The 14,360-nt window shown below is 36.6% G+C and carries 15 protein-coding genes; 11 read left to right on the forward strand and 4 right to left on the reverse strand.

Annotated elements, in window-relative coordinates:
* The first annotated feature begins 1 nt into the window (after nt 1).
* Entirely contained in the window at nt 2-595 is a 594-nt protein-coding gene (locus MT489_RS17555; protein ID WP_244682871.1) for an RNA polymerase sigma factor, read from the forward strand.
* Nucleotides 592-1,302 (forward strand): anti-sigma factor, encoded by a 711-nt coding sequence (locus MT489_RS17560; protein ID WP_244682872.1) that lies wholly within the window; start codon nt 592-594, stop codon nt 1,300-1,302. Before MT489_RS17555 ends, MT489_RS17560 begins: the two co-directional genes overlap by 4 nt.
* A 567-nt stretch (nt 1,303-1,869) precedes the next feature.
* Here the strand turns inward: MT489_RS17560 and MT489_RS17565 are convergent.
* Nucleotides 1,870-2,754: a sugar phosphate isomerase/epimerase family protein gene (locus MT489_RS17565; protein WP_244682873.1), complete on the reverse strand. Its 885-nt coding sequence runs from the start codon at nt 2,752-2,754 to the stop codon at nt 1,870-1,872.
* Between the two features lie 117 nt (nt 2,755-2,871).
* Here MT489_RS17565 and MT489_RS17570 point away from each other — a divergent pair, with 117 nt between their 5' ends.
* The 4 genes from MT489_RS17570 to MT489_RS17585 all read left to right on the forward strand — a co-directional run bounded on the left by MT489_RS17570 (nt 2,872) and on the right by MT489_RS17585 (nt 5,807).
* Nucleotides 2,872-3,744 (forward strand): AraC family transcriptional regulator, encoded by an 873-nt coding sequence (locus tag MT489_RS17570; protein ID WP_244682874.1) that lies wholly within the window; start codon nt 2,872-2,874, stop codon nt 3,742-3,744.
* A 92-nt stretch (nt 3,745-3,836) separates the two neighbouring features.
* Nucleotides 3,837-4,361 (forward strand): COG4315 family predicted lipoprotein, encoded by a 525-nt coding sequence (locus tag MT489_RS17575; protein ID WP_244682875.1) that lies wholly within the window; start codon nt 3,837-3,839, stop codon nt 4,359-4,361.
* A gap of 119 nt (nt 4,362-4,480) precedes the next feature.
* On the forward strand, nt 4,481-5,065 hold the full coding sequence (locus tag MT489_RS17580) for an RNA polymerase sigma factor (RefSeq protein WP_244682876.1): 585 nt from the start codon (nt 4,481-4,483) through the stop codon (nt 5,063-5,065).
* A complete protein-coding gene (locus tag MT489_RS17585) occupies nt 5,055-5,807 on the forward strand; it encodes an anti-sigma factor (RefSeq protein WP_244682877.1) in 753 nt (250 codons plus the stop codon). Before MT489_RS17580 ends, MT489_RS17585 begins: the two co-directional genes overlap by 11 nt.
* Nucleotides 5,808-5,896: 89 nt before the next feature.
* Here the strand turns inward: MT489_RS17585 and MT489_RS17590 are convergent, their stop codons facing one another.
* Entirely contained in the window at nt 5,897-6,520 is a 624-nt protein-coding gene (locus MT489_RS17590) for a class I SAM-dependent methyltransferase (RefSeq protein WP_244682878.1), read from the reverse strand.
* Nucleotides 6,521-6,688: 168 nt separating this feature from the next.
* Here MT489_RS17590 and MT489_RS17595 point away from each other — a divergent pair, with 168 nt between their 5' ends.
* Complete coding sequence (locus MT489_RS17595) at nt 6,689-8,545, forward strand: exo-beta-N-acetylmuramidase NamZ family protein (RefSeq protein ID WP_244682879.1); 1,857 nt, start codon at nt 6,689-6,691, stop codon at nt 8,543-8,545.
* 59 nt (nt 8,546-8,604) lie between these two features.
* Here MT489_RS17595 and hprK read toward each other — a convergent pair whose 3' ends face one another.
* On the reverse strand, nt 8,605-9,519 hold the full coding sequence (gene hprK, locus MT489_RS17600; RefSeq protein ID WP_244682954.1) for an HPr(Ser) kinase/phosphatase: 915 nt from the start codon (nt 9,517-9,519) through the stop codon (nt 8,605-8,607).
* Nucleotides 9,520-9,793: 274 nt separating this feature from the next.
* Here hprK and MT489_RS17605 point away from each other — a divergent pair, with 274 nt between their 5' ends.
* From MT489_RS17605 to MT489_RS17620, 4 genes are all read left to right on the forward strand, one after another.
* Nucleotides 9,794-10,516: an ABC transporter ATP-binding protein gene (locus MT489_RS17605; RefSeq protein WP_244682880.1), complete on the forward strand. Its 723-nt coding sequence runs from the start codon at nt 9,794-9,796 to the stop codon at nt 10,514-10,516.
* The gene (locus tag MT489_RS17610; protein ID WP_244682881.1) at nt 10,513-11,622 is read left to right on the forward strand and encodes an ABC transporter permease; all 1,110 of its coding nucleotides are present in this window, start codon (nt 10,513-10,515) and stop codon (nt 11,620-11,622) included. Before MT489_RS17605 ends, MT489_RS17610 begins: the two co-directional genes overlap by 4 nt.
* Before the next feature lie 381 nt (nt 11,623-12,003).
* Nucleotides 12,004-12,573, forward strand: coding sequence for a 3D domain-containing protein (locus MT489_RS17615; protein ID WP_244682882.1), 570 nt, complete (start codon nt 12,004-12,006; stop codon nt 12,571-12,573).
* Between the two features lie 224 nt (nt 12,574-12,797).
* Nucleotides 12,798-13,988, forward strand: coding sequence for an alanyl-tRNA editing protein (locus MT489_RS17620; RefSeq protein WP_244682883.1), 1,191 nt, complete (start codon nt 12,798-12,800; stop codon nt 13,986-13,988).
* A 42-nt stretch (nt 13,989-14,030) separates the two neighbouring features.
* Here MT489_RS17620 and MT489_RS17625 read toward each other — a convergent pair whose 3' ends face one another.
* A complete protein-coding gene (locus tag MT489_RS17625) occupies nt 14,031-14,324 on the reverse strand; it encodes a phospholipase (protein WP_244682884.1) in 294 nt (97 codons plus the stop codon).
* Nucleotides 14,325-14,360 lie beyond the last annotated feature (36 nt).

The raw sequence follows: 14,360 nt of genomic DNA on the forward strand, positions 1-14,360 counted from the left end.
TGTGAGTAATGTATCAGTAGACAGCTGTAATTTGCTCGAAGGTATCGCGAATGGCTCAGTTGACGCATTCGAATTATTCTACGATCGGTACTATGCATTTGTATATTCAGTTGCTTATAACTTATTGAAGGACAAACTGGAAGCAGAGGACATATGCCATGATATTTTTATAGAAATAAGCAACAAAGCACATACTTACGAACCATCAAAAGGAAGCGTCGAGGCATGGCTCGCGATCAGAACTCGTAGCCGATGTGTTGATCTTATTAGAAAAAAACGTGAAGTATTATCAGACGAAGTTGAAAAGAAAAAAGAAAATACATCCATTGAAAGCTATATTCCCGTTGAAGAAAAAGTTATACGAAACTTAGATAAAGAACTCATCGTAAATGCATTAAATAAATTACCATTTCCGCAGAAAAACGCTATTTACGGAAGTTATTTCCAGCAATTCACCCAAAAAGAATTGGCAGGTTATTTAAAAATGCCGCTTGGTACAGTAAAGTCTCTTGTTCGATACGGTATTAAAAATCTGCGTAAAGAATTACTATCTCAAAAAGATTTTAACTCCTTGAAAGGAGATGAAAAATCATGAATTGTCCTCATTGGACCGACGAACAAATGATTGACTATATACTAGGTAAAACCCGAGAAGAAGATACGGCTGCCATTCATAATTCAATCGCTACTTGTGAAATTTGCTATGAAAATTATACGTTATGGAAGAATACCCTTCCCCATCAGGATTTGGAAGAACCTTCAAAATTCCTAAAAAGACGTGTGATGAACAGTTATAAGTCAAAAACTCAGGAAAATAAAATTCGACTGCCCGGATCTGTTGGCTGGAAAGCATCATCAAGTATTGCCATTATAGGAGTAGCACTATTATTATTCGTTGTATTAGATGTTTTTCCAAAACAAAGTGCCGAACCACTTACCGATCATTCAATGTTTGTTATGAATAATGATACAGATGTTTATGAATTACAGCCTGAAGTAAGCCGACCGACAAAAGGGTATGCATGGATTAACAATCGTACGAAAGAAATTTATTTATTTGTTGACGGCCTGCCCCCACTTGAAAATCAAGATTACCAAGCATGGGTGAAAACGTATAGTGGTTTATATGACGCAGGAATATTACAGTTATTAGGAGAAAGAGGACAACTGTATCGTAAAAGTGAACCATTAGAAAAAGTCGAATATATAATCGTGAGTGTTGAGCCTAAAGGAGGAAGCCGTGTTCCCACTGAGGAACATTTACAAGTCATTAAGGTTAAAGCTAAAAAATCTAATTTGTGAAAAAGCGAGGCTAGGACATAACTAAAACAATCAAACATAAAGGCGAACAATGATCTAACTTAGCGGAGGAAATATACGAAGACTCCTGTGGGAGGAAGACATAGGTGAGACCCCGCAGCTCGGACGAGCGAAGAGGCTAACAAGCCGCCCACGGAAAGCGAAGTATATTTCCGGAGCGGGTATATGGACTAATCAACTTATTGTTCGGATTTATCTTTTTCGAAAATAGTTATGTCCCGATCTCATTTTTTTAGTATATATTTGCGAGCTTTATTTTGAGAAAAAAAATGAAAGACCACAAGCGCAAGAGCCTGTTAAGCTACGTAAGACCTAGATTGTGGGTCTGTCGACGTCGAAATAGGACTAGCATTATTTTAGTCAACTTTCCTATCTCGGATTCTGAAGTTATAAGGAAACACGGAGAGCCGATGTACGAAGAAACCGGGGCACTTGAGCTCGACGGGAACTACATCTTTATAAATTATCCACAAAGTTATGATCTATGATTTCCTAAGAAAGAACAAAGGAGACGATGTTCATCACTTTCGTCTCCTTTTGCACTTCTGCTTATTTTGGGTTAGGAATGAAATTCCCACCACGACATTGTTTTAAATAATTCAATCCATGCACTTGCCCAGTCATTTCAAGTTCATCTTTATAAACGGGGTCATGCCACCCTTCAATCTCGATAGAACCTGTATAATTATTTTGCCTTAAAATTGTGATAATATCTGTCCAATTTGTATCTCCAAATCCTGGTGTCCGATGCCATACATATTCATGTGGACCATGTACTCCATGTTCTTTCACAACATCCCAAGCGATGGTTGCATCCTTACCATGTACGTTAAACACTTTAGGTGCCCATTTACGAAGTTGCGGAATAGGATCGATAAGACTAACCATTTGATGACAAGGTTCCCATTGAAGCCCAATATTATCAACAGGCAATGCATTAAACATCATTTCCCAGGCTGTTGGGTTATGGGCGATATTCCAGTCGCCTCGTGTCCAAGTCCCACCCATATCACAATTCTCAAATGCAATTTTCAGACCACGGTCTTCTGCTCTTTTTGACAGTTCTCCAAAAACTTCTTTATATTTCCCCATCGATTCGTCAATTGGACGGTCCACTATTCTTCCAGTAAAGCCACAAACAATCTCTGCACCGAATAAATGGGCATTATCAATTAAACGTTCCCAGCTTGCCAACGTATCTGCATTATCTCCAAGACCTGTTAATGGATTTCCAAAAACACCTACTGTTGAAATGACAAAATCGTGTTTATCCATTAACTCTCTTATTTTTTTAGCATTTTCTACGAAATCATAATTTCCTGTCGTTTGCCAAAAAGTTAATCCAAATGATTCAAAACCATGTTGTACTATTTGTGGAATGACATCCACAGCTGTATCTCCATTAACTAATGTTCCGATTCGAATTTGCTTCATCACAATAGCCCCCTATTTTTACATCCTACATTTATTGTATTATACTTTCCTAGTAGTCTACTATATCGTTTATTGTGGTATTTTTGTCTTATTTTGCGATTAAGAGGAGTGTATACGATGCGTGATGAATTATGGGAAAATACTAACCTAATAGACGACTCATTTCCGATTAATATTTTTCATACAGATACTTTGGAATCAGAAACCCTACATCTTCATTGGCATGAGCATTATGAAGTAATTTTATTAAGATCAGGTGAAACAGTATTTTATATAAACGGAAACCGTATCCCTGCCACTGCAGGAGATATCCTGTTCGTAAATAGTGGTGAGCTCCATTCTGCTTTGTCCGAATATCCAAATCGTGTCCAATACGATGCGATTGTTTTCCATTCATCGATACTTGGCAATGAGTTAGATGGATTGCGATCTGAGGATGTTGTCTCGTCCTATTTAACACGGAAGACCAAAGTGGCTAACATAATAAAGCAAAGTCACCCACAATATCGCATTATGGCTGATGGGATTGAATCCCTTATAGAAGAATTTAAAAACAAGCATACTGGATATCAGCTTGCGGTAAGAGCATATTGCCAATTAATCTTTACATGGCTTCACCGCTGGTTTGCCTGCAAGCAAAGTGACGAACTACAACTTGATGCATTGAAGAAAAAAGCTGAACGGTTTAAATCCCTTCTACTATTTATAGACGAACATTATCCTCAAAAAATAACGGTTGAAAAAGCAGCATCTATCGTGAACCTTAGTCCATTTCACTTCTGCAAAGTATTTAAGGAATTAACTGGATCAACATTCATCCAATTTATAAATCTTCATCGCATTTATGAGGCAGATAAGTTACTGGCAAACTCGATATTAACCATATCAGAGATTGCAGAGCGTGTAGGATTTAATAATATATATCGTTTTTCTAAAGTATATAAAAATATAAAGGGTTACCCACCATCAAATCATAGAAAAATGATATGAATTTACCATAAAAAATTTTCGAATATTATAGAACCGTTTTTATTTCTTCTCCGTTTCCTTTTTTGAAGAGAAAAATTAAGGAGGAGATAGAAATGAAAAAATGGGTTGGTTTATACATGTTTCTATTAGCTGGGATATTGCTTGTAGGATGTGGATCAAAAGAGAGTGATGATACGAACTTCAGCAAACAGTCAGAAGAAAGTGCTCCTGAAACCGCAGCAACTGAAAAAAATACGGAGGTAGAAGAAGCAGCTGAGGAATCGCAACCGAACGCCATTCAATTGTTAGAGAACGAAAAAGTTGGTAAATATCTTGCAGATGCAAATGGCATGACACTATACTACTTTGCAAATGATGAGCCTAATGTTTCTAATTGTAGTGGGGAATGTCTAGAGAAATGGCCAGTCTTATACGAGGAGAACTTTGAAGTACCTGAAGGTTTCAATAAAGATGACTTTAGTTCCATTACTCGCGAAGATAACGGTGAAAAGCAAACAACCTTTAAAGGTTATCCGCTCTATTACTTTGTAAATGATAAAGCATCAGGTGATGTTAACGGACAAGGGGTTAAAGACGTTTGGTTTGTAGTTAATAATGAAACAACATTTTCTAAATAACATCTCTCCTAAGGAACTTGTCGCTTTCGGCAGTTCCTTTTTCTCTCCAATTTCATTTACCCACATACAGAACATGCATTATACTAATAAAAACGTTGAAAAAGGGAGAGAATTTGGCATTGAAAAGTAAAACTGACGAAGAACTTATCGAATTAATTGCCCAAAATTATCGCCCAGCACTTGAGGAATTATATGAACGCTATATAAAACTTGTATACAGCTTCTCATTGAAATTAACGAAGGGTGACACAGAAAAAACAAAAGAAATTGTCCAACTCGTTTTTCTTCGCCTTTGGACTACGAAAGGAACCTATCGTTCGGAACAAGGTAAATTTCCAAATTGGCTTCTTACCATTACCCGCAATATTGCTATTGACCTTTCCCGCAAAGAGAAAAAGCATTCAGATAATATTCAGTTAGAGTTAGATGAATGGCGGCAAATGGAAGATCATCAAGCAGAAGATATACAGAAACAAGTTTCAAGAAATCTATTAAAACAACAAATTCAAAAAGCACAGCAAAATTTGTCAGAACCACAAAGAAGACTCATTAATTTATTTTATTGGGAAGGCTATTCCCTTAGTGAAATTGCAGAACTAGAAAAGAAACCTCTTGGCACAATAAAAAGTCGATTGCATCAAACTTTAATAAAACTCCGAAAATATTTTATCGAAGAAACGGGAGGGATTCGGAATGATAAATAATTGCGAAAACCTTTCTTTATATATCGCAGACGAGTTATCCGAACAAGAAAAAGAACGATTTGAGCGCCATCTTGTTACTTGTTCATCTTGTCGAAATGAAGTAGATTCCTTACAAGAGATGTGGCATTTACTTTCATATGATATCGAAGAAGTGGACGTTCCTGAAACATTGAAATCGGAAGTCATGAATTTTATTTTTGATGAAAATACAGCTCATTTACAAGCAGAAAAAAAAGAAAATCCAGAGAGAAACTTTTTCAAAAAATATATTTCTACTTTAACGAAACAATTCTCTCCAATATCGTTAGGTATAACAGCTATATTATTAATGCTTACCTTTGGACTGACATGGAATAACTATCAATTGAAGGAATCCTTACATTCAGTAGAATATAAAACTGATTATACAACTAAACTTATTTCAACATTTTCTTTAAAAGGCCAGAACATAGCATCCTCCGCAAATGGAACAGCATATCTTCTCCAGGAGGGAAATGACACCAGCCTTGTAATTTCATTTAGCAACATGCCTAGTACGAAAAATGAGGAAGTATATCAGGTCTGGCTTTTAAAAGATGGAAATCGAGAAAATGCCGGTACATTAAAACCTGATCTAGAAGGCAAAGGTTTCCTCACTTACCGTTTACAAAAAGATCAATCTTTTGATAACATTGGAGTCACACTTGAGCCTCATCCAAATAACACCCAGCCACAAGGCCAAAAAGTGATGGGTTCTTTATAGGTTTTTTTCTTTTGAATTTCTTAATCTGTAGCCAATCTTATTAGGATATAGTATAAAACTGGTTTCCAATCGTAACCAGTTTTTTTGTTTTATATCACCTTATGAATTTTATCACCTGGCTTTGCCCATATGACGTGAACTATATTGAAATAATGACTCTCAACACGTTCAACAAACAGCCCAGATTGTTGTGTCATTTCCAATATATTTCTCGTATGGTGACATCCTATCGTGCGGAATAAAAGAGGATTAAGTATTTTTTGTAGAATAGCTACGAATCGATTATTGCTAATCCCGTGCTCCAAGAGCAAAATTTTGCCACCAGGCTTGCACCATTGTTGGATTTTTTCCATCATAAATAACGGATTCTCATAACTGCAAAAAGATAGAGTTGAAACAATTGTATCGAAGGAATGCCGTTCAAAGCTTATTTCTTCTAAATCTGAACAGATAAACTTTGCGTCAACGTTATTATTTCGTGCCGAAATCTTAGCCTTTTCAAGCATAGCTTCACTAAAATCAGTTGCAGTCACCGTTACACCTTGTTGGTAGTATGGAAAATTAGCACCTGCTCCAACCGCTAACTCTAACACCTCTCCTTCTGCTTTACTAATTAAACTGTTTCTCATCCTTTGTTGTTTTAGTGTCTCTTTGCTTTTTTCATACCTTTTTGCCTGTTTATCAAATATTTTAATGAGCTTCTTCTTTTCCACATATCCCTCTCCCTTTTGCAATTATTTTTTATTTCAACAAAACACGAATAAACTCCTTTTTAAGCCACTTCCCTTAATATTCATATTATTAAGAACAGTTAATAAGTCTCATTTTTTCCTAATATGTATCCTTTATAATATAAGTAATTTTAGGAGGTGTGTGATAGAGTGAAAAAATGTAAAAGAAGTTTTTATACTATTTTTGTCATTTTACTAGTAATAACTTGTTCACTTCCAGGAAATACGCATCTAACTGAAGCAAAAGAGAACGAAGGAACTACTAAGGTTGAACCAGGAATTGAAGTGTTATTGGAAAGCCACCTTGATTGGATTAAGGGAAAGCGTGTTGGTCTCGTGACTAATCCAACTGGGGTTGATAGCAACCTTGTAAGTACAGTCGATTTATTATATGAACACCCAGATGTAAATTTAACGGCATTGTTTGGACCTGAACACGGAATTCGTGGAGATCAGCCAGCTGGTGCTTATGTAGAGTCATATATTGATGAACGGACAGGACTACCTGTATACAGCTTGTATGGTTCTACTTGGAAGCCATCGAAAAAAATGTTAGATAACGTAGATATACTTTTATTTGATATACAAGACGTTGGTTCTAATGTGTATACATATATTTATACACTTGGATTTGTGATGGAAGCTGCTGCTGAATTTGATAAAGAAGTCATTGTACTTGATCGGCCTAATCCGACAGGTGGCGTTCGAGTTGAAGGACCTGTTCGTGCACCGGATACAGTTAGCTTTATGGGAAGATTTCTTCTTCCAGTCCGTCATGGCATGACAGTCGGGGAACTCGCGACGATGTGGAACCATGAGTATAATCTCGGTGTCAATTTAAAGGTCGCTAAAATGAAAGGCTGGAAAAGGACGATGCATTTCGAGGACACAGGTCTTCCTTTTATTTTGACATCGCCTAATATTCCAACGACCGATACAGCTTTTCTATATACAGGTACAGAATTGCTAGATGATACCTCCCTTTCAACTGGACTTGGGACTACAAAGCCATTTGAATTGATGGGAGCACCCTGGATCGACGGTGAGAATTTGGCTGATGAACTGAATGGGCGAAAAATAAAAGGCGTTTCTTTCCGTGCCGCCTATTTTACTCCAATGTTTGGTAAATACCAAGGACAACGTGTTGGTGGAGTCCAAATCCACATTAAAAATAAAAGTAGTGTTAATTTAGTTGAACTCGGGCTCCATTTAGTCGATGCAATGAAGGATCAAAATCCTCAGAAATTCCAAATGACTTCATCCTATGATTCTTTAATCGGGGACAAGCGAGTTCGCCCAATGATACTAGAGGATCAATCAATTGAGGAAATTACGAATCTATGGAAAGATGAATTAGAAAAATGGAATCATAACACTCGAAATCAATATTTGATGTATGGTCCTTATCCTGAAAAAGCCCATCCATATAAATATGAAGGGGTTTTAGGAATCTTACCGCATGATTTGGAATTAGCCCCTGGACAGTCCAAGGAGTTGACGGTATTAGGTTTCGATAAGAATGGGAAAAAACTAGATATCAATCCTTCCCTGTTGTCATGGACAGTTGAAGGCAGTGTTGGTTCGATAAATGGAAGTACTTTTATCGCAGAGAAACCAGGTACAGGTATAGTTTCTGTCAATTATAAAGACCTGCAAGCTAAACGATCGGTCATAGTAGCACAAAACTTCATCAATAATATTAGACATAGTGTTAATCCGGACTATGCAAGAGTCGTTTTCGATCTCAATAAAAATACAGATTACCAAATTTCTGAAGAAAAAGGATTACTTATTTTAACCATTCCTTACTCGGAAATAGGCTCTCCCCTATCATCCAATGAAAGCAAAACAGTTACGATAGTTAACAGCCCTATTCTTTCAAAGGTGACATTTGATATTATTAACGGGCATACGTTTGAAGCACGTTTCCACTTAAAAGCAGACAAAGTAAGGTATGAGGATCCTTACTTTTCAAACCGAATTGTCATTGATTTAATGAATAATTAGACCCCAAAAAGCAGGTGAGAAGCACTTTCGTTTCTTCACCTGCTTTGCTTTGGTGAAAATTAATTCGGATCCAATTCCAATCGACTCATAAATTCTTCCATAGGGCTGTATCCTTGCTGTCGTAAATACCAGTTATTAGCCGCAGCTTCAATTAACCCAGCAACATCGCGTCCCGGTTGTAGCTGAATTTCAATATGAGGAATGCGGACTCCCATATATTCAGTAAATTTCGGCTCGACTTCCAATTCATTATACAAGGAATTCTCACGCCAGTTTGTTAGTTCAATATCCAATGCAATCCTTGTTTCTTCCTGGAATGCTCTTCTTCCATATAAACGAACGACATTTAATAGACCGATGCTACGAAGAGCAAGGAATTCCTTATTACTTTCATTATGTGTTCCAAGCAGCGTTTGTGGGCTAAGTTTTTTTAACATAACAATGTCATCAGCTATAAGTCTATGCCCGCGGCGGATCAATGTATGGGCTGTTTCACTTTTTCCAACGCCTGAATTCCCGCGCAATAAAATCCCCATCCCGGATACATTAACACAAACACCATGGATACACATTTCTTGCGCTAATTCTTTTATCATAAAAGCATCCAGCTTGGCAATGAATTCTGATGTTCGTTCTTGGGTATGCAGTAATGGAATCCCTTCCTCCGCACAATATCGCGTTAAATATTCCAATCCTTCTTGTCCTGCAGTCACAATAAAGCAAGGAGGATGATATTTTACAATATTACCAATCCGATATTTTCTTTCACTTTTACTAAGAGTATGCAAGTATGTGATTTCAGTTCTACCAAGAATTTGCACTCGTTCCATAGGAAAAAAATCAAAATAACCGACAAATTCCAAGCCTGGGCGGTGTGCTTTCGGCTTCGTGACAGTTCGCTGAAGTTCGTTCTCCCCAGCTAACACTTTCAATTTAAACTTTTTTACTAATCTTTCTATCGTTACAACACTCATCTTTTCCACACCCATTTCATATATCCTCAAAACAATACTTTGTTCGACATATCACAAACTATTATATAATTAAAAATATAATATACGAGATACAATAATGTCCGTATCTTAGTGAAATATTATAACACACTTTAAAGAAAGATTGTAAGCATTTACAAATTCGCCATAAATTATTTTTATAACATCATTTTTCAAAACTATATTTGATAATTGAAAGGAGCTAATTGAATATATATGATAAAAGTGAATAACACTCACATTGAGGGGGTTAAAAATGTCATCGACTATTGTTGTTAATGCCGTATACAAAGATTTTGGAAAAAAAGTAGTTTTAAATAATGTAGATTTAACTGTGGAATCTGGTCAAATATACGGATTAATCGGTCCCTCTGGCTCAGGAAAAACAACTTTAGTAAAAATAATTGTTGGTATGGACCTACCTTCTGAAGGGAGTGTCCACGTACTTGGTATGGATGTTCCAAATATACATTTACTTCAACAAATAGGCTATATGGCCCAGGCCGATGCATTATATAGTGATTTAACCGGAGAAGAAAATCTTGCTTTCTTTGCCTCATTATTTAAGTTAAAAAAGGACATTAGGAAAAAGCGAATTGAGTATGCCGCGAATCTAGTCAACCTTACATCTAATCTTAAAAAGAAAGTCAATGACTATTCTGGCGGTATGAAACGCAGACTATCTCTCGCAGTTGCCCTTATACAAGATCCACAAGTTTTGATTTTGGATGAACCAACTGTTGGTATTGACCCTGAATTAAGACAATCGATTTGGGCTGAACTCCACTCTTTGAAAGAAAAAGGAAAAACGATACTAATTACAACTCATGTGATGGACGAAGCCGACAAATGTGATCGTCTAGCGATGGTTAGAGATGGAAAAATCATTACGAGCGGTTCACCAATGGAGTTAAGAGAAAAATATGGAATTACGAGTTTAGAAGAAATATTTTTGAAGGCTGGAGGGAAAAGTGAATGAGAATATTAGCTTTAGTGAAGCGGATCATCCTGCAGATGCTTAGAGATAAGCGGGCCCTAGCGTTAATGATGGTTGCCCCATTACTTATTCTTACCCTCCTTCATTACTTGCTTTCTGGAGGATCAGACACTCCTCGACTCGGAGTAAATCTCTCAAAGGACGATGCACTAATTGAAATGTTGAAAGATAAAGATCTTGAAGTCTTGCACTATGATGGGCTTAAAACTTCTATAACATTCATCGAACAACACGATTTAGATGGAGTTTTAGAAGCTCAGGAAGATACGATTACTTTAACCCTTTTAAATGAAGAAACATCCAAAGCAAAAGTGTTACAAATGAATGTTCAACAAGCCCTGGCCGCAATCAATGCAAAAAAACAAGCCGAAAATATGAAGAAATTTGTTGAGGATATACAAACCAAGCTACAAGTGAAACCTCCGCAAATGGAACAAGTGGCAGCACCGAGTCTTCACACTACATTCATTTATGGGAATAAAGATACAACCTTTTTCGATTTACTAAGTCCGATTTTAGTTGGTTTTTTCGTCTTCTTTTTCGTCTTCCTCATTTCAGGAATTGCGTTATTAAAGGAACGGACAACTGGGACATTGGATCGATTAATGGCAACGCCTATCAAAAGATGGAATATCGTCTTTGGATATGTATTCGGATACGGTTTATTTGCAATCATACAAACCTTAATTGTTGTCTTTTATTCAGTAAAAGTATTGGATATTACGATTGTTGGCTCTCTATGGAATGTCATTCTTATTAATTTAACATTAGCACTAGTGGCATTGTCGCTTGGAATTCTATTATCTTCTTTCGCTAATTCAGAATTCCAGATGATGCAATTTATTCCGGTCGCTATCGTCCCGCAAATCTTTTTCGCTGGTATTCTTCCGGTCGAAGGAATGGCCAACTGGCTTCAAGTTATCGCCAAATTCATTCCAATGTACTATGGCGGCAATGCCTTAGTCAATATCATGTATAAAGGGCTGGGATTAAGCGATATTAAAAACGATATTTTTGTTTTATTGGGGTTTGCTTGTGTCTTCCTTGTCCTAAATATACTAGCTTTGAAAAAATATCGAAAAATATAACAGTAGAAAACTATACTTTATTAACATATTGATTGTTATAAATCTCATTCTTTAAGGAATATTTTTTCAATTAAATTTAAGTGGAAAAAGTTTATTGAACAAATTTACCAAAATCCATATAAACTTTTTTGTTAATAAAATCAAACTCTATTAAAGAAAGTGCTATTAATAGAATGAAGAACTTCAAGTTGAGCCAACTATTCATTTTATTATGCAAGGGCTGGGAAAACGAGAAAAAACATACTTTCAATGGTATGTTTTTTCTCGTTTTTCCACTTTAGAAATAAAAATGTAACACAATTCCTATCCTAGTGAAATATTCCTGTTACATTAGGCTGTTATACTATTGCTAGATTCAAAAGGTTAGGAGAGACTATTACATTGAAAAAAATAGTTATATCGACGATTACCGCTTGTTTTCTGTTACTTAGTTTTTCTGGTGTTTCATCTGCAGCAGCTAGTACATATAAAGTATCTAAAGGCGATACTTTATGGAAAATTGCTACTAAATATAAAATCTCTGTCAACCAACTAAAAAGTTGGAATGGACTTAAATCAGATTTAATCAAGCCTAATCAGGTTTTAAAACTAACAAAACCACAAGCTACAGCAGTAAAAAAAGCTGCTACAACAAAGTCTACTACTAGTAAAAAAGTTGCTTATAAAACTATGACGGTTAAAGCAACTGCATATACAGCAAGTTGTAAAGGCTGCAGTGGAATTACTGCTACTGGCATTAATTTAAAGAAAAACCCTAATGCTAAAGTTATTTCTGTTGATCCAAAAATTATTCCACTAGGAACAAAAGTATGGGTGGAAGGTTATGGTGAGGCTATTGCCGGGGATACTGGCGGTGCTATGAAAGGAAATAAGATTGACATACACTTACCTACTAAGGCTAAAGCACTTCAATGGGGCGTACGTACTGTAAAAATAAAAGTCTATCAATAAATGACCAACCCGGATGTTTAAGCATTCGGGTTTTTTATTTGCTTATAGACCATCTTATAGTGAAGTATGATATTATTTTCCTAATAAATATTGGAAAGTAGTTTTTTAAAAACACTCATTTGGGAAACAAATAGCTATGAAGAATACTTTCTTTTATTACATCCAACCTATCCCCGTAGGGAGCGATTAGCAGGATATTCTTTATTTTAGAAAGGAATTTGTGAATGTTACAAGATCGATTATATTATCAAGATGCATATATAAAAACCTTCACCTCCCGCGTTGTGAAGGAGTCACAGGATTCAGATGGCAATTGGTATGTCGTATTAGAAAATACTGCTTTTTACCCTACCGGAGGCGGCCAACCACATGATACTGGAACAATAAACGGGTTTGAAGTACTCAATGTGGAGGAAGTAGATGGTGAAATCCGTCATACCGTAGCCGAAAAAGTAAATTCAACTGATGACATTGAAGGATTAATTGATTGGAGCAGACGTTTCGACCATATGCAACAGCATACGGGTCAGCATGTTTTAACAGCGGCATTTGTGGATTTGTTTGGCTTTCAAACAGAAAGCTTTCATTTAGGAAAAGAGCTCTGTACCATTGACCTTGCCGTGGAAAATCTGACCGATCAACAATTAGAAGCTGCAGAAAAGCTTGCAAATGAAATTATATTAAAAAACCTTCCCATTGAAACAAAATGGGTCACAGAGGATGAGATCGGGCAATATTCATTACGAAAAGAATTGGCAGTATCAGATGAAATCCGTTTAGTCATTATTCCTGATTTTGATTATAACGGCTGTGGTGGAACACATCCAAGCACTACTGGCCAAGTTAGCGGAATAAAAATCCTGTCTACTGAAAAGCAAAAACGGAAAGTTCGTGTACATTTTGTTTGTGGCGGCCGTATTTTACAGCAATTACATAGAAAGAACGCTATTTTAACCGAAGCCTCTCGGCAATTAAGTTCGCCAGAAGACGGCATAAATAGTGCGGTGGAGAAGCTACTGACTACAAATTACTCATTAGAAAAATCGTTGAAGGAAACTAGTGACGTCCTATTAAAATACGAAGCAAAAGAGTTATTAGCAAAAAAAGAAGACGGAATGGTGAAGCATGTATTTATTGGAAGAACGCTGCAAGAAATGCAGTCACTAGCGCGAATAATTGTTGCATTGGACGATTACGCAACTGCCTTGCTAGTATTAGAAAGCGAAGATCGTTTACAATATGTTGCAGCTAAAGGAGCAGCCGTAAATACAAGCATGAAGTCTGTCTCGGATACTGCCCGTTCAGTAATTAATGGTAAAGGCGGAGGAAAAGATAATTTTGTTCAAGGCGGCGGCGAGCGAACCATCTCAGGGGAAGAATTGTTGAAACAAATGGCTGAATCGATAACAGTTTAATCAAAAAGAGTATGTTCCAATCAAGCTATCGGAGCATACTCGCTATTTTCTATAAAATCCACAATTGAGCAGAATTTGGAATTTCATATAATTATATAACAGACTTGCTTGCCTTCCCATTCTAGTATTTGGATTAATGAGCGGGTGAAGCCTTCGAAGAAATTCATAATCGCATTCACAATATTTACTACTAACACGATAGCAATCATCATGCGCCTTACATGCTGCATCCACCTCATTGACTGGAGCACCAGGTCCACTGCAGCCTGGCCCACACCAGTTATAGCCTGGAAATACACAGAAGCGAAACCTTTTCTCATACCTTCTGCGTGACAATAGAGTATCCCTCCTAAATAAGTGGTCGTACTATAG

This window comes from Lederbergia wuyishanensis, from assembly GCF_022900255.1.
GTDB classification, from domain to species: domain Bacteria; phylum Bacillota; class Bacilli; order Bacillales; family Bacillaceae_C; genus Lederbergia; species Lederbergia wuyishanensis.

What these genes read in the sequence shown, in the direction of transcription:
- MT489_RS17620 (WP_244682883.1), top strand. Translation starts at nt 12,798, where the DNA reads ATGTTACAAGATCGATTATATTATCAAGATGCATATATAAAAACCTTC.
- MT489_RS17575 (WP_244682875.1), top strand. Translation starts at nt 3,837, where the DNA reads ATGAAAAAATGGGTTGGTTTATACATGTTTCTATTAGCTGGGATATTG.
- MT489_RS17565 (WP_244682873.1), bottom strand. Translation starts at nt 2,754, where the DNA reads ATGAAGCAAATTCGAATCGGAACATTAGTTAATGGAGATACAGCTGTG.
- MT489_RS17560 (WP_244682872.1), top strand. Translation starts at nt 592, where the DNA reads ATGAATTGTCCTCATTGGACCGACGAACAAATGATTGACTATATACTA.
- MT489_RS17605 (WP_244682880.1), top strand. Translation starts at nt 9,794, where the DNA reads ATGTCATCGACTATTGTTGTTAATGCCGTATACAAAGATTTTGGAAAA.
- MT489_RS17570 (WP_244682874.1), top strand. Translation starts at nt 2,872, where the DNA reads ATGCGTGATGAATTATGGGAAAATACTAACCTAATAGACGACTCATTT.
- MT489_RS17610 (WP_244682881.1), top strand. Translation starts at nt 10,513, where the DNA reads ATGAGAATATTAGCTTTAGTGAAGCGGATCATCCTGCAGATGCTTAGA.
- MT489_RS17585 (WP_244682877.1), top strand. Translation starts at nt 5,055, where the DNA reads ATGATAAATAATTGCGAAAACCTTTCTTTATATATCGCAGACGAGTTA.
- hprK (WP_244682954.1), bottom strand. Translation starts at nt 9,519, where the DNA reads ATGAGTGTTGTAACGATAGAAAGATTAGTAAAAAAGTTTAAATTGAAA.